The organism is Mesobaculum littorinae (assembly GCF_004011175.1).
GTDB classification, from domain to species: Bacteria; Pseudomonadota; Alphaproteobacteria; order Rhodobacterales; family Rhodobacteraceae; genus Tranquillimonas; species Tranquillimonas littorinae.
In genome coordinates this window covers 165,040-176,672 of the sequence record NZ_RQXX01000006.1, presented here as the reverse complement: position 1 = coordinate 176,672, position 11,633 = coordinate 165,040, and the positions used below count along the sequence as shown (strand labels likewise).

At 64.5% G+C, this 11,633-nt stretch carries 21 protein-coding genes and 1 pseudogene; 21 read left to right on the top strand and 1 reads right to left on the bottom strand.

Annotated features, from left to right (window positions below; translation table 11 throughout):
• The first annotated feature begins 229 nt into the window (after positions 1-229).
• The 21 genes and pseudogenes from rpsJ (at position 230) to rpmD (ending at position 10,344) form a co-directional block, all read left to right on the top strand.
• On the top strand, positions 230-538 hold the full coding sequence (gene rpsJ, locus EKE94_RS15920; protein WP_093423590.1) for a 30S ribosomal protein S10: 309 nt from the start codon (positions 230-232) through the stop codon (positions 536-538).
• A gap of 13 nt (positions 539-551) precedes the next feature.
• On the top strand, positions 552-1,418 hold the full coding sequence (gene rplC, locus EKE94_RS15915; protein ID WP_127907614.1) for a 50S ribosomal protein L3: 867 nt from the start codon (positions 552-554) through the stop codon (positions 1,416-1,418).
• Positions 1,415-2,035 (top strand): 50S ribosomal protein L4, encoded by a 621-nt coding sequence (gene rplD / locus EKE94_RS15910; protein ID WP_127907613.1) that lies wholly within the window; start codon positions 1,415-1,417, stop codon positions 2,033-2,035. The genes rplC and rplD overlap by 4 nt, the downstream gene beginning before the upstream one ends.
• Positions 2,032-2,328, top strand: a complete 297-nt coding sequence (locus tag EKE94_RS15905) for a 50S ribosomal protein L23 (protein ID WP_127907612.1) — start codon at positions 2,032-2,034, stop codon at positions 2,326-2,328. The genes rplD and EKE94_RS15905 overlap by 4 nt, the downstream gene beginning before the upstream one ends.
• 153 nt (positions 2,329-2,481) lie before the next feature.
• Entirely contained in the window at positions 2,482-3,324 is an 843-nt protein-coding gene (gene rplB / locus EKE94_RS15900) for a 50S ribosomal protein L2 (RefSeq protein ID WP_127907611.1), read from the top strand.
• 3 nt (positions 3,325-3,327) lie between these two features.
• The gene (rpsS, locus tag EKE94_RS15895) at positions 3,328-3,606 is read left to right on the top strand and encodes a 30S ribosomal protein S19 (RefSeq protein ID WP_127907610.1); all 279 of its coding nucleotides are present in this window, start codon (positions 3,328-3,330) and stop codon (positions 3,604-3,606) included.
• A gap of 3 nt (positions 3,607-3,609) precedes the next feature.
• Entirely contained in the window at positions 3,610-3,990 is a 381-nt protein-coding gene (rplV, locus tag EKE94_RS15890; RefSeq protein WP_127907609.1) for a 50S ribosomal protein L22, read from the top strand.
• Positions 3,990-4,691 (top strand): 30S ribosomal protein S3, encoded by a 702-nt coding sequence (gene rpsC / locus EKE94_RS15885; RefSeq protein ID WP_127907608.1) that lies wholly within the window; start codon positions 3,990-3,992, stop codon positions 4,689-4,691. The genes rplV and rpsC overlap by 1 nt, the downstream gene beginning before the upstream one ends.
• Before the next feature lie 12 nt (positions 4,692-4,703).
• Positions 4,704-5,117 carry a 50S ribosomal protein L16 gene (rplP, locus tag EKE94_RS15880; RefSeq protein WP_127907607.1) on the top strand — a complete coding sequence of 138 codons (414 nt, stop codon included), beginning with the start codon at positions 4,704-4,706 and terminating at the stop codon, positions 5,115-5,117.
• A 111-nt stretch (positions 5,118-5,228) separates the two neighbouring features.
• The gene (locus EKE94_RS15875) at positions 5,229-5,852 is read left to right on the top strand and encodes a TIGR02466 family protein (protein ID WP_127907606.1); all 624 of its coding nucleotides are present in this window, start codon (positions 5,229-5,231) and stop codon (positions 5,850-5,852) included.
• A gap of 191 nt (positions 5,853-6,043) precedes the next feature.
• Positions 6,044-6,256, top strand: coding sequence for a 50S ribosomal protein L29 (gene rpmC, locus EKE94_RS15870; RefSeq protein ID WP_127907605.1), 213 nt, complete (start codon positions 6,044-6,046; stop codon positions 6,254-6,256).
• 4 nt (positions 6,257-6,260) lie between these two features.
• Positions 6,261-6,482 (top strand): annotated as a pseudogene (rpsQ, locus tag EKE94_RS15865) (30S ribosomal protein S17); the annotation flags it as partial.
• Between the two features lie 204 nt (positions 6,483-6,686).
• A complete protein-coding gene (gene rplN / locus EKE94_RS15860; RefSeq protein WP_005621870.1) occupies positions 6,687-7,055 on the top strand; it encodes a 50S ribosomal protein L14 in 369 nt (122 codons plus the stop codon).
• Positions 7,055-7,360 (top strand): 50S ribosomal protein L24, encoded by a 306-nt coding sequence (gene rplX / locus EKE94_RS15855; RefSeq protein WP_127907603.1) that lies wholly within the window; start codon positions 7,055-7,057, stop codon positions 7,358-7,360. The genes rplN and rplX overlap by 1 nt, the downstream gene beginning before the upstream one ends.
• Positions 7,360-7,923 (top strand): 50S ribosomal protein L5, encoded by a 564-nt coding sequence (gene rplE / locus EKE94_RS15850; RefSeq protein ID WP_127907602.1) that lies wholly within the window; start codon positions 7,360-7,362, stop codon positions 7,921-7,923. Before rplX ends, rplE begins: the two co-directional genes overlap by 1 nt.
• An 11-nt stretch (positions 7,924-7,934) precedes the next feature.
• Positions 7,935-8,240, top strand: coding sequence for a 30S ribosomal protein S14 (gene rpsN, locus EKE94_RS15845; RefSeq protein WP_127907601.1), 306 nt, complete (start codon positions 7,935-7,937; stop codon positions 8,238-8,240).
• Positions 8,241-8,255: 15 nt separating this feature from the next.
• Complete coding sequence (gene rpsH, locus EKE94_RS15840; protein ID WP_127907600.1) at positions 8,256-8,648, top strand: 30S ribosomal protein S8; 393 nt, start codon at positions 8,256-8,258, stop codon at positions 8,646-8,648.
• 10 nt (positions 8,649-8,658) lie between these two features.
• The gene (rplF, locus tag EKE94_RS15835) at positions 8,659-9,192 is read left to right on the top strand and encodes a 50S ribosomal protein L6 (protein ID WP_127907599.1); all 534 of its coding nucleotides are present in this window, start codon (positions 8,659-8,661) and stop codon (positions 9,190-9,192) included.
• A gap of 12 nt (positions 9,193-9,204) precedes the next feature.
• On the top strand, positions 9,205-9,564 hold the full coding sequence (gene rplR / locus EKE94_RS15830) for a 50S ribosomal protein L18 (protein WP_127907598.1): 360 nt from the start codon (positions 9,205-9,207) through the stop codon (positions 9,562-9,564).
• A 12-nt stretch (positions 9,565-9,576) separates the two neighbouring features.
• Complete coding sequence (gene rpsE / locus EKE94_RS15825; protein WP_127907597.1) at positions 9,577-10,152, top strand: 30S ribosomal protein S5; 576 nt, start codon at positions 9,577-9,579, stop codon at positions 10,150-10,152.
• 3 nt (positions 10,153-10,155) lie between these two features.
• Positions 10,156-10,344 (top strand): 50S ribosomal protein L30, encoded by a 189-nt coding sequence (gene rpmD, locus EKE94_RS15820; protein ID WP_127907596.1) that lies wholly within the window; start codon positions 10,156-10,158, stop codon positions 10,342-10,344.
• 133 nt (positions 10,345-10,477) lie between these two features.
• On the opposite strand, the gene EKE94_RS15815 is transcribed toward rpmD, so the two are convergent.
• On the bottom strand, positions 10,478-11,485 hold the full coding sequence (locus tag EKE94_RS15815) for a zinc-dependent alcohol dehydrogenase family protein (protein ID WP_127907595.1): 1,008 nt from the start codon (positions 11,483-11,485) through the stop codon (positions 10,478-10,480).
• Between the last annotated feature and the right edge of the window lie 148 nt (positions 11,486-11,633).

Genomic DNA, 11,633 nt, shown 5'->3' with positions numbered 1-11,633 from the left:
AGGGGGTGCGTGCCTCGGCACGCACCCTTTTGCCCTGCAAATGGCGATGCGCCTGCTTGCATGCGCCGTCGCACTGGGGCAGAAGACACCACCGCGCCGCAGGACGCGCGCACCAGTGCGCGCCGCGGGTTGCGGGGCCGATTCAAAAAAAGGTCCGACGTGGGGGTGGCATGAGGCCGTCTCCACCTCTCGACTTTCCGACAGCCTACGAAAGGCCGAGACAATGGCAGTGGCCAGTCAGAACATCCGTATTCGCCTGAAGGCGTTCGATTACCGCGTGCTCGACGCCAGCACGCAGGAGATCGTGAATACCGCCAAGCGCACCGGCGCTCAGGTGCGCGGGCCCATCCCGCTTCCGAACAAGATCGAGAAGTTCACGGTCCTTCGCGGTCCCCACATCGACAAGAAATCCCGCGACCAGTTCGAGATCCGCACCCACAAGCGGCTGCTCGACATCGTGGATCCGACCCCGCAGACGGTGGACGCGCTGATGAAGCTCGACCTCGCCGCCGGCGTCGACGTCGAAATCAAGGTCTGAGGAGGGCACACTTATGCTGCGTTCCGGAGTGATCGCCAAGAAAGTCGGGATGACCCGGCTGTTTCTCGAAGACGGCAAGCAGGTGCCCGTGACCGTGCTGCAGCTGGACAAGCTGCAGGTTGTGGCTCAGCGCACCAGCGACCGCGACGGCTACAATGCCGTTCAGCTGGGTGCCGGTACGGCCAAGGCCAAGCGGACCTCGGCCCCGATGCGCGGCGTCTTCGCCGCCGCCAAGGTCGAGCCCAAGCGCAAGATCGCGGAGTTCCGCGTCGCCCCCGAGAACCTGATCGGGGTGGGCGAGGAAATCACCGCCAACCACTACTTCGAAGGCCAGTTCGTGGATGTCTCGGGCACCTCGATCGGTAAGGGCTTTGCCGGTGCCATGAAGCGGCACAACTTCGGCGGCCTGCGCGCCACGCACGGCGTGTCAATCAGCCACCGCTCGCACGGCTCGACCGGCCAGTGTCAGGACCCCGGCAAGGTGTTCAAGGGCAAGAAGATGGCCGGCCACATGGGCGCTGCCCGCGTGACCACGCAGAACCTGCAGGTCGTCCGTACCGATGCGACGCGTGGCCTGATCATGGTCAAGGGTGCCGTCCCTGGCTCCAAGGGTGGCTGGGTCACGATCAAGGATGCGGTGAAGAAGCCGATCCCGGAAAACGTGATCTACCCCGCCGCGCTGAAGTCGGCCGCTGAAGAGGCCGAGAAGGCCGCCCAGGCCGCCGCCGAGGAAGCCGCAGCCGCCGAGGCCGCGGAAGCCGAGCGTCTGGCCGCCGAGCAGGCCGCCCAGGAAGAAGCCGCGCTGAAAGAGGCCGAAGCCGACATCGCGTCGGACAACGCCGAAGGCGAAGGCACCGAGAAGAAGGATGGCGAGGAATGAAACTCGACGTGATCAAGCTGGACGGCGGATCGGCCGGCTCGGTCGATCTCGGAGACGAGATCTTCGGGCTCGAGCCGCGCGCCGACATCCTGCACCGTGTCGTGCGCTGGCAGCGTGCGCGCACGCAGCAGGGCACCCACAAGGTCAAGACGCGGGGCGAAACCTCGTACTCGACCAAGAAGATCTATCGCCAGAAAGGCACCGGCGGCGCCCGTCACGGTGACCGCAACGCGCCGATCTTCCGCAAGGGTGGTATCTACAAGGGCCCCACGCCCCGCAGCCACGCCCACGAGCTTCCCAAGAAGTTCCGCAAGCTGGGTCTGAAGCACGCGCTGTCGGCAAAGGCCGCCTCGGGCAACCTCGTCGTTCTTGACGAGGCCGTCGCGGGCGAAGCCAAGACCGGCGCGCTGGCCAAGCAGGTCGCGGCGCTGGGGTGGAAGCGGGCCCTCATCATCGACGGTGCCCAGGTGAACGAGAACTTCGCCCGGGCCGCCGCCAACATCGACGGACTGGACGTCCTGCCCTCGATGGGGGCGAACGTCTACGACATCCTGCGTCGTGACACGCTCGTGCTCACGAAGGCGGCTGTCGAAGCCCTTGAGGAGCGCCTGAAATGACCGCGAAGCCCGAACATTACGACGTGATCCGCAAGCCCGTGATCACCGAGAAGGCGACGATGGCGTCGGAAGCCGGCGCCGTGGTCTTCGAGGTCGCGATCGACAGCTCGAAGCCGCAGATCAAGCAGGCGGTAGAAGAGCTGTTCGGCGTGAAGGTGAAGGCGGTCAACACCACCATCACCAAGGGCAAGACCAAACGGTTCCGTGGCATGAGCGGCCGCCGCTCGGACGTCAAGAAAGCCTACGTGACGCTCGAAGAGGGCAACACGATTGACGTGACTACGGGTCTGTAATACGCAGCCCCATCGCACCGGCCCCGGAGCACCCCTCCGGGGCCGGCCGCATTGTCGGAGGACCCCTCCGCACGGACGACGGGCGCGTTTTCGGACGCGCCTTTCCCTAACTGGCCCGGCAACGGGCCGCGAAGCAGACGGAAGACAGAAAGCATGGCACTCAAGTCGTACAATCCGACGACGCCGGGCCAGCGCGGGCTGGTGCTGATCGACCGTTCGGAGCTTTGGAAAGGGCGCCCGGTCAAATCCCTCACCGAGGGTCTGACCAAGAACGGCGGCCGGAACAACACCGGACGGATCACGATGCGCCGCCGCGGCGGTGGCGCGAAGCGTCTTTACCGCGTGGTCGATTTTCGGCGCACCAAGCGCGATATCGAGGCCGTCGTGGCCCGGATCGAATATGACCCCAACCGCACTGCGTTCATCGCGCTGATCCAGTACACTGACGGCGAGCAGGCCTACATCCTCGCGCCGCAGCGTTTGGCCATCGGCGACAAGATCATCGCCGGCGCCAAGGTCGACGTGAAACCCGGCAACGCGATGCCCTTCTCGGGCATGCCGATCGGGACGATCGTTCACAACATCGAACTGAAGCCCGGCAAGGGCGGCCAGATCGCCCGTGCGGCGGGCACCTACGCCCAGTTCGTCGGCCGTGACGGCGGCTATGCCCAGATCCGCCTGTCCTCGGGCGAACTACGCATGGTGCGTCAGGAATGCATGGCGACCATCGGTGCCGTGTCGAACCCCGACAACAGCAACCAGAACCTCGGCAAGGCCGGGCGCAACCGCCACTACGGCAAGCGTCCTTCGGTCCGCGGCGTGGTGATGAACCCGATCGACCACCCGCACGGCGGTGGTGAGGGGCGCACCTCGGGCGGCCGTCACCCGGTCACCCCCTGGGGCAAGCCCACGAAGGGTGCGCGCACCCGTGACAAGAACAAGGCGTCGTCGAAGCTGATCATCCGCTCGCGTCACGCCAAGAAGAAAGGGCGCTAATAGATGTCGCGTTCTGTCTGGAAGGGCCCCTTCGTCGACTCTTATGTCCTGAAGAAGGCCGAAAAAACCCGTGAGTCGGGCCGCAACGAGGTCATCAAGATCTGGTCGCGCCGTTCGACGATCCTGCCCCAGTTCGTGGGCCTCACCTTCGGCGTCTATAATGGCCACAAGCATATCCCGGTGAACGTCTCCGAGGACATGATCGGCCAGAAGTTCGGGGAATACGCCCCGACGCGGACCTACTACGGTCACGCCGCCGACAAGAAAGCGAAGCGGAAGTAAGTCATGGGCAAGGAAAAGAACCCCCGCCGCGTGGCCGAAAACGAAGCGATGGCCAAGATCCGTATGCTTCGCACGAGCCCGCAGAAGCTGAACCTCGTCGCTGCGCTGATCCGCGGCAAGAAGGTCGAGAAAGCGCTGTCCGATCTGATGTTCTCGAAGCGTCGGATCTCGGATGACGTGCGCAAGTGCCTTCAGTCCGCGATCGCCAACGCCGAGAACAACCATAACTTGGATGTCGATGAGCTGGTGGTCGCCGAGGCCTATGTCGGCAAGAACCTCGTCATGAAGCGCGGCAAGCCCCGTGCCCGTGGTCGGTTCGGCCGGATCAACAAGCCGTTCTCGGAACTCACCATCAAGGTCCGCCAGGTCGAGGAGCAAGCGTAATGGGTCAGAAGGTCAACCCGATCGGCATGCGGCTCCAGGTCAACCGCACCTGGGACAGCCGCTGGTATGCCGATACCAAGGATTACGGTGATCTTCTGCTGGAAGACATCAAGATCCGCGAATTCATCAAGACCGAGTGCAAGCAGGCCGGCGTCTCGAAGGTCATCATCGAGCGTCCGCACCGCAAGTGCCGCGTCACCATCCACACCGCCCGTCCGGGTGTCATCATCGGCAAGAAAGGCGCGGACATCGAAGTCCTGCGTCGCAAGCTTGCCAAGATGACGTCGAGCGAGCTGCACCTCAACATCGTCGAGGTCCGCAAGCCCGAACTCGATGGTCAGCTGGTTGCCGAGTCGATCGCGCAGCAGCTTGAGCGTCGCGTCAGCTTCCGCCGCGCGATGAAGCGGTCGGTGCAGAACGCCATGCGCATGGGCGCCCTGGGCATCCGTGTGAACGTCGCGGGCCGCCTCGGCGGCGCCGAGATCGCGCGGACCGAGTGGTATCGTGAAGGTCGTGTGCCGCTGCACACCCTGCGCGCCGATATCGATTACGCCACGGCCGAAGCCATGACCCCCTACGGGATCATCGGTGTGAAGGTCTGGATCTTCAAAGGTGAGATCCTCGAGCACGATCCGTCCGCTCGGGACCGTCGCCAGGCGGAGCTCCAGGAAGGTCCCGCTCCGCGCGGCGGCCGGCGGTAAGGAGTAGATCAGATGCTGCAACCAAAGCGCACGAAATTCCGCAAGCAGTTCAAGGGCCGCATCAGCGGCGAGGCGAAGGGCGGGTCTGACCTGAACTTCGGCACCTTCGGACTGAAGGCGGTCGAGCCTGAGCGCATCACAGCGCGCCAGATCGAAGCCGCCCGCCGGGCCATGACGCGTCACATGAAGCGTCAGGGCCGGGTCTGGATCCGGATCTTCCCCGACGTCCCCGTGACGGCCAAGCCGATCGAGGTGCGGATGGGTAAAGGTAAGGGCTCCGTCGACCGCTGGACCGCCAAGGTCAAGCCGGGCCGCGTGATGTTCGAAATCGACGGCGTGTCGGAAGCCGTCGCGATCGAGGCTCTTCGCCTCGCCGCGATGAAGCTGCCGATCAAGACCCGCACCGTCGCCCGCGAAGACTGGTAAGCACCGGGCCGCGACAAGCGGCCGATGCCAAGGTCAAGACCGATAAGGCCCCCGCCGGACATGGCGGGGGCCTCTCTCATTTCCGCCCCCTGATCCCACCGGAGATCCGCAATGGCCGATATCTCGTCCCTTTTCGTCACCCGCCTCTACCGGGCGCAGCTGAACGCCCTTGCGCCCCAGGCGGTCGACTACGACGAACTGGCCGCGTCCTGCCTGTCGATCGCCGAGGATGACGAGGCCGGGCAGGACTGGTGCGAGGAAAACGGCTATCCGGGCTATACCAGCTACGCGTCGCTGACCGACCTTGGCTGGCGTTTCCCGATTTTTGCCGCCGTCGAAAAGGCGCTCGATGCCCACGTCGCCGCCTTCGCCGACGAGGTCGAGTTTGACCTGGGCGAGGGGAAGCTGGTGCTTGAGGATTTGTGGATCAACATTCTTCCCGAGGGGGGGACGCACTCCTCGCACCTGCACCCGCACTCGGTGATCTCGGGTACCACCTACGTGTCGATGCCCACGGGCACGTCGGCCATCAAGTTCGAAGACCCGCGCTTTGCGATGATGATGGCCGCGCCGCCCCGCCGGAAGGGCGGGCGCGAAGACCTGCGCAGCTTCGTCTACGTCACGCCCGAAGTGGGCGACGTTATGTTGTGGGAAAGCTGGCTCCGCCACGAAGTGCCGATGAACACGGCCGAGGATGAGCGAATCAGTGTCAGCTTCAATTACAAGTGGGTGTGAGCTCCGGGGCCGAGCCGGGCCACTTGATTGGCCGGATTTCCCCTTTTTGAAGGGGTAGGGCGCCGGGGACCCTTGCCATGGGGCGCGAAGCCATGTAGGGGCGGGCCTCACTCACGGACTCCACCGGATATAGGGTGACCCTGCACGCACATGCAGGCGGGGGCCCTCCAGTGATGTTGAAAGGAAAGCCGATGGCACTTGATGCCAATGAACTTCGGAACAAGACGCCCGACGAGCTGCGCGATCAGCTCGTGTCCCTGAAGAAGGAGGCGTTCAACCTCCGCTTCCAGCAGGCCACCAGCCAGCTTGAGAACACCGCGCGCATGCGCACCGTCCGCCGCGATGTCGCGCGGGTTAAGACGATCCTGAACGAAAAGGCCGCTGGCGCGGCCGCGGAGGCCTGAGACCATGCCCAAGCGTATCCTTGCAGGCGTCGTCACCGGCGACGCGAACGCCCAGACCGTCACCGTTTCGGTCGAGCGCCGCTTCACGCACCCGGTTCTGAAAAAGACGATCCGGAAATCGAAGAAATACCGCGCCCACGACGCGGAGAACCAGTTCAAGATCGGCGATAAGGTCCGCATTCGCGAATGCGCTCCGATGTCGAAGACCAAGCGCTGGGAAGTCATGACGCCCGCGATGATCGAGGAAGATCGTCGGTGGCGTGAAGAGCACGCGAAGGCGCAGCAGGTTTCTGACGCGAAGCGCCACGAAGAGAAAGAGGCCCAGCACTAGCCTGGACCTCGGGCAGGGCGCCATGGGGCGCCCGGCCTGCATACGAAACCCCGGGGTCAATGTCCGCATGGCGGCTCCGGAAGTCGGGAGTAACCTTCTATGATCCAGATGCAGACCAATCTGGATGTCGCTGACAACTCCGGCGCGCGCCGGGTTCAGTGCATCAAGGTCCTTGGCGGGTCGAAGCGGAAATACGCCTCAGTCGGCGACATCATCGTGGTGTCGGTGAAAGAGGCCATTCCGCGCGGCCGCGTTAAGAAGGGCGACGTTCGCAAGGCCGTCGTCGTGCGCACCGCCAAGGAAGTGCGCCGCGAGGACGGCACCGCGATCCGTTTCGATCGCAATGCGGCCGTCATCCTCAACAACAACAACGAACCCGTGGGCACGCGTATCTTCGGCCCCGTGGTGCGCGAACTGCGCGCCAAGAACTTCATGAAGATCATCTCGCTGGCTCCGGAGGTGCTCTGATGGCTGCGAAACTCAAAAAAGGCGATAAGGTGATCGTGCTTGCCGGCAAAGACAAGGGCAAGCAGGGCGAGATCCAGCAAGTGCTTCCGGCGCGCGGCAAGGCCGTCGTCGAGGGCATCAACATCGCCATCCGCCACCAGCGCCAGACCCAGACCAACCAGGGCGGGCGCCAGCCCAAGGCGATGCCTGTGGACTTGTCCAACCTCGCGATCGTCGACGGCAACGGCAAACCCAGCCGCGTCGGTTTCCGCTTCGAGGATGGCAAGAAGGTCCGCTTCGCCAAGACCACGGGAGATGTGATCTGATGCTCGACGCTGCGACCTATACCCCCCGTCTGAGGACGGTCTACCAGGACGACATCCGTGGCAAGCTGAAGGAAGAATTCGGCTACGCCAACGACATGATGATCCCGCGCCTGGACAAGATCGTGCTGAACATCGGCTGCGGCTCGGAAGCCGTGCGCGACAGCAAAAAGGCCCGTTCGGCGCAGGAAGACCTGACCGCCATCGCCGGCCAGAAGGCTCTCGTGACCAAGGCCAAGAAGTCGATCGCCGGGTTCCGCGTTCGTGAAGACATGCCGCTGGGCGCCAAGGTGACCCTGCGCGGCGAGCGGATGTACGAATTCCTCGACCGTCTCATCACCGTGGCGATGCCCCGTATCCGCGACTTCCGCGGCGTTTCGGGCAAAAGCTTCGACGGCCGTGGCAACTATGCCTGCGGCCTGAAAGAGCACATCGTTTTCCCCGAAATCAACTTCGACAAGGTCGACGAGGTGTGGGGCATGGATATCATCATCTGCACCACCGCGAAGACCGACGCGGAGGCCAAGGCGCTGTTGAAGCACTTCAACATGCCGTTCAACAGCTGAGGGACGATCAAATGGCTAAGAAATCCATGATCGAACGCGAGAAGAAGCGCCAAAAGCTGGTGGAGCAGTATGCCGCCAAGCGTGCCGCGCTGAAGGAAATCGCGAACGACGAATCGAAATCGATGGAAGAGCGGTTCAAGGCGCGGCTGAAGCTTGCCAAGCTGCCCCGCAACAGCTCGGCCACGCGTCTTCACAACCGCTGCCAGCTGACCGGGCGTCCGCATGCTTACTACCGTAAGCTGAAGATGAGCCGGATCGCGATGCGCGATCTTGGCTACATGGGCCAGGTGCCCGGCCTCGTGAAATCGAGCTGGTAATAGGAGGGTTATGAAATGAACGATCCTCTCGGCGATATGCTGACCCGTATCCGCAACGCGCAACTTCGCGGCAAGTCCACTGTGACCACGCCCGCGTCGAAGCTGCGGGCCTGGGTTCTCGACGTGCTGGCCGACGAAGGCTACATCCGTGGCTACGACAAGTCGGCGGACGCCAACGGCCATCCGACCATCGTGATCAGCCTCAAGTACTACGAGGGCAATCCGGTCATCCGTGAACTCAAGCGCGTCTCGACCCCCGGTCGCCGCGTCTATGCCGGTTCGCGCGACCTGCCGTCGGTCCGCCAGGGCCTCGGCGTGTCCATCGTCTCGACGCCCCGTGGCGTGATGTCGGATGCCGCTGCGCGTTCGGCGAACGTCGGCGGCGAAGTACTCTGCACGGTCTTCTAAGGAGAGCGACATGTCTCGTATTGGGAAAAGACCGGTCGAGCTGCCGTCGGGGGTCGATGCCTCCGTCTCCGGGCAGACCGTCACGGTCAAGGGTCCGAAAGGCACCCGCACGTTCACGGCGACCGATGATGTCACCATCAAGGTCGAGGACAACGCCATCACCGTTACCCCGCGCGGCGGCAACAAGCGCGCGCGGCAGCAGTGGGGCATGTCCCGCACCATGCTGAACAATCTGGTGACGGGCGTCAGCACCGGCTTCAAGAAAGAGCTCGAGATCCAGGGTGTCGGTTACCGCGCCCAGATGCAGGGCCAGGTTCTGAAGCTCAATCTCGGCTACAGCCACGACGTCGACTTCGAGGTGCCCGAGGGCATCACGGTGACGGCGCCGAAGCCGACCGAGATTGTTGTGGAAGGTATCGACCAGCAGGTGGTTGGCCAGGTTGCGGCCAACATCCGCGAATGGCGTGCGCCCGAGCCCTACAAGGGCAAGGGCATCCGCTATAAGGGCGAGTTTATCTTCCGCAAGGAAGGCAAGAAGAAGTAAGGACGCGAAAAAATGGCTAACAGCAAACGGGATCTGTTCCTGAAGCGCCGCCTGCGCGTCCGGAACAAACTTCGCAAGATGAACGCCGGCCGTGTGCGGCTGTCGGTTCATCGCAGCAACAAGAACATCAGCGTTCAGCTGATCGACGATGTTCAGGGGGCGACGCTCGCCTCTGCCTCGACGCTCGAGAAGGATCTGGGCTTCGTCGGCAAGAACAACGTCGATGCCGCTGCCAAGGTGGGGTCGGCGATCGCCGAGCGCGCCAAGAAGGCGGGTGTCGAAGAGTGCTATTTCGATCGTGGTGGGTTCCTCTACCACGGAACCGTCAAGGCGCTCGCCGATGCCGCCCGCGAGGGCGGGCTGAAATTCTGAGGAGAGACGATAATGGCAGAACGTGATAACCGCCGGAACCGTCGCGACCGCGACGAAACTCCGGAATTCGCCGATCGTCTCGTGGCGATCAACCGCGTCTCCAAGACCGTGAAGGGTGGTAAACGCTTCGGCTTTGCCGCGCTCGTAGTCGTGGGCGACCAGAAGGGCCGCGTCGGCTTCGGCAAGGGCAAGGCCAAAGAGGTCCCCGAGGCGATCCGCAAGGCGACCGAGGCAGCCAAGCGCGGCATGATCCGCGTGCCGCTGCGTGACGGCCGCACCCTGCACCACGACGTCTACGGTCGCCACGGCGCCGGCAAGGTCGTGATGCGGACGGCCCCCACCGGGACCGGCATCATCGCCGGCGGCCCGATGCGGGCTGTGTTCGAGATGCTTGGCGTTCATGACGTGGTGGCCAAGAGCCTCGGCTCGCAGAACCCCTACAACATGATCCGCGCCACGCTCGAAGGCCTGACGCAGGAAGCCAGCCCCCGGTCGGTCGCGCAGCGTCGCGGCAAGAAGGTGGCCGACATCCTGCCCAAGCGTGACGAGGCGCCCGAGGCGTCCGTCCAGGTCGCAGAGGAGGCGTAAACCATGGCCAAGACCATCGTCGTCAAGCAGATCGGCTCGCCGATCCGCCGCCCCGCCATCCAGCGTGCCACGCTGGTCGGCCTGGGCCTGAACAAGATGCACCGCACCCGCGAGCTTGAGGATACCCCCTCGGTCCGCGGAATGGTGAACTCGATCCCGCACCTCGTGCAGATCGTGGAAGAGCGCGGCTAAGCCCCGCTCGACAGCAGATTGCAAAACGCCCCGGTCCATCGGCCGGGGCGTTTTCGTTTCAGAACTCCGCTCTGTGCCTATCGGCGTGTAAAGGGCGAGCGGGGGGGAGGGCGCCGATGGCGCCCCACCGACCCTAGTAAGACAGGGTGATCTTGCCGAAGTGCTTGCCGCTTTCTTCATGGCGGAAAGCGTCGGCGATCTCGTCCAGCCCGAAGCTGCGGTCGAGCACTGGGCGCAGGCCCGTGGTCTCCATCCCGCGCACCATGTCGATCTGATGCACGCGGCTGCCGACGATCAGGCCCTGCAGCCTTTGCTGCTTGCGCATCAGGTTGACGGTCGGGATCTCTCCGCCGATGCCCGTCAGCACACCGATCAGATGCAGGTGGCCGCCGATGGCCGCCGCGCGGATCGAGTTCGGCAGGGTCGCCGGGCCACCAACCTCGACCACGTGGTCGACGCCGCGGCCGCCGGTCATGTCCCAGATCGTCCGGCCCCAGTCGGGGTCGTCCTTGTAGTTCACGACGCCCGCGGCACCCATGTCGGTCAGGCGCGCAAGCTTCTCGTCCGAAGACGAGGTGGCGAAGACCCGCGCGCCCATCGCCCGTGCGATCTGCAGTGCGTAGATCGACACGCCGCCGGTGCCCAGCACCAGCACGTCGTCGCCGGCCTTCAGCCCGCCATCGGCCACCAGCGCGCGCCACGCGGTCAGGCCCGCGGTGGTGATGGTGGCTGCTTCTTCGTGGCTCCAGCCCTTTGGCGCCCTGGTGAACCAGGTCGCGGGTCGCACGATCAGGTCGCGGGCATAGCCATTGACCCCGTCACCAGGCGTTGTCTTGAAGTCGGCAACGCGTGCTGGCCCGTCGATCCACCCGGGAAAGAAGTGCGACACAACGCGGTCGCCCGGCGCGAACTCGGTCACACCCTCGCCGATCGCCTCGACCTCGCCCGCGCCGTCGGCCATAGGGATGCGCCCGTCCTCGGTCTCCATCGTGCCGGAGACCACGCCATAGTCGTGGAAGTTCAGCGACGAGGCGCGGACCCGCACCCTGACCTCGCCCGGCCCGGGTTCACCGGGGTCCTCCATCTCGACCAGCTTCAGACGGTCGAGCCCGCCCGGTTTTTCAACCCTGATCGCACGCATGTCCTGTCCTTTCGCTATTCGTGCCGCCCGGCGGGGCGGCGATCATTCGTCTTCAAAGGCTATGGTGGCTGCGCGCGCAATCAAGACACGGCCGGGATGACGTGCCGACATCGCCACCGGCGGGGCAGGGTGCGGGGGCCCGCGGAGG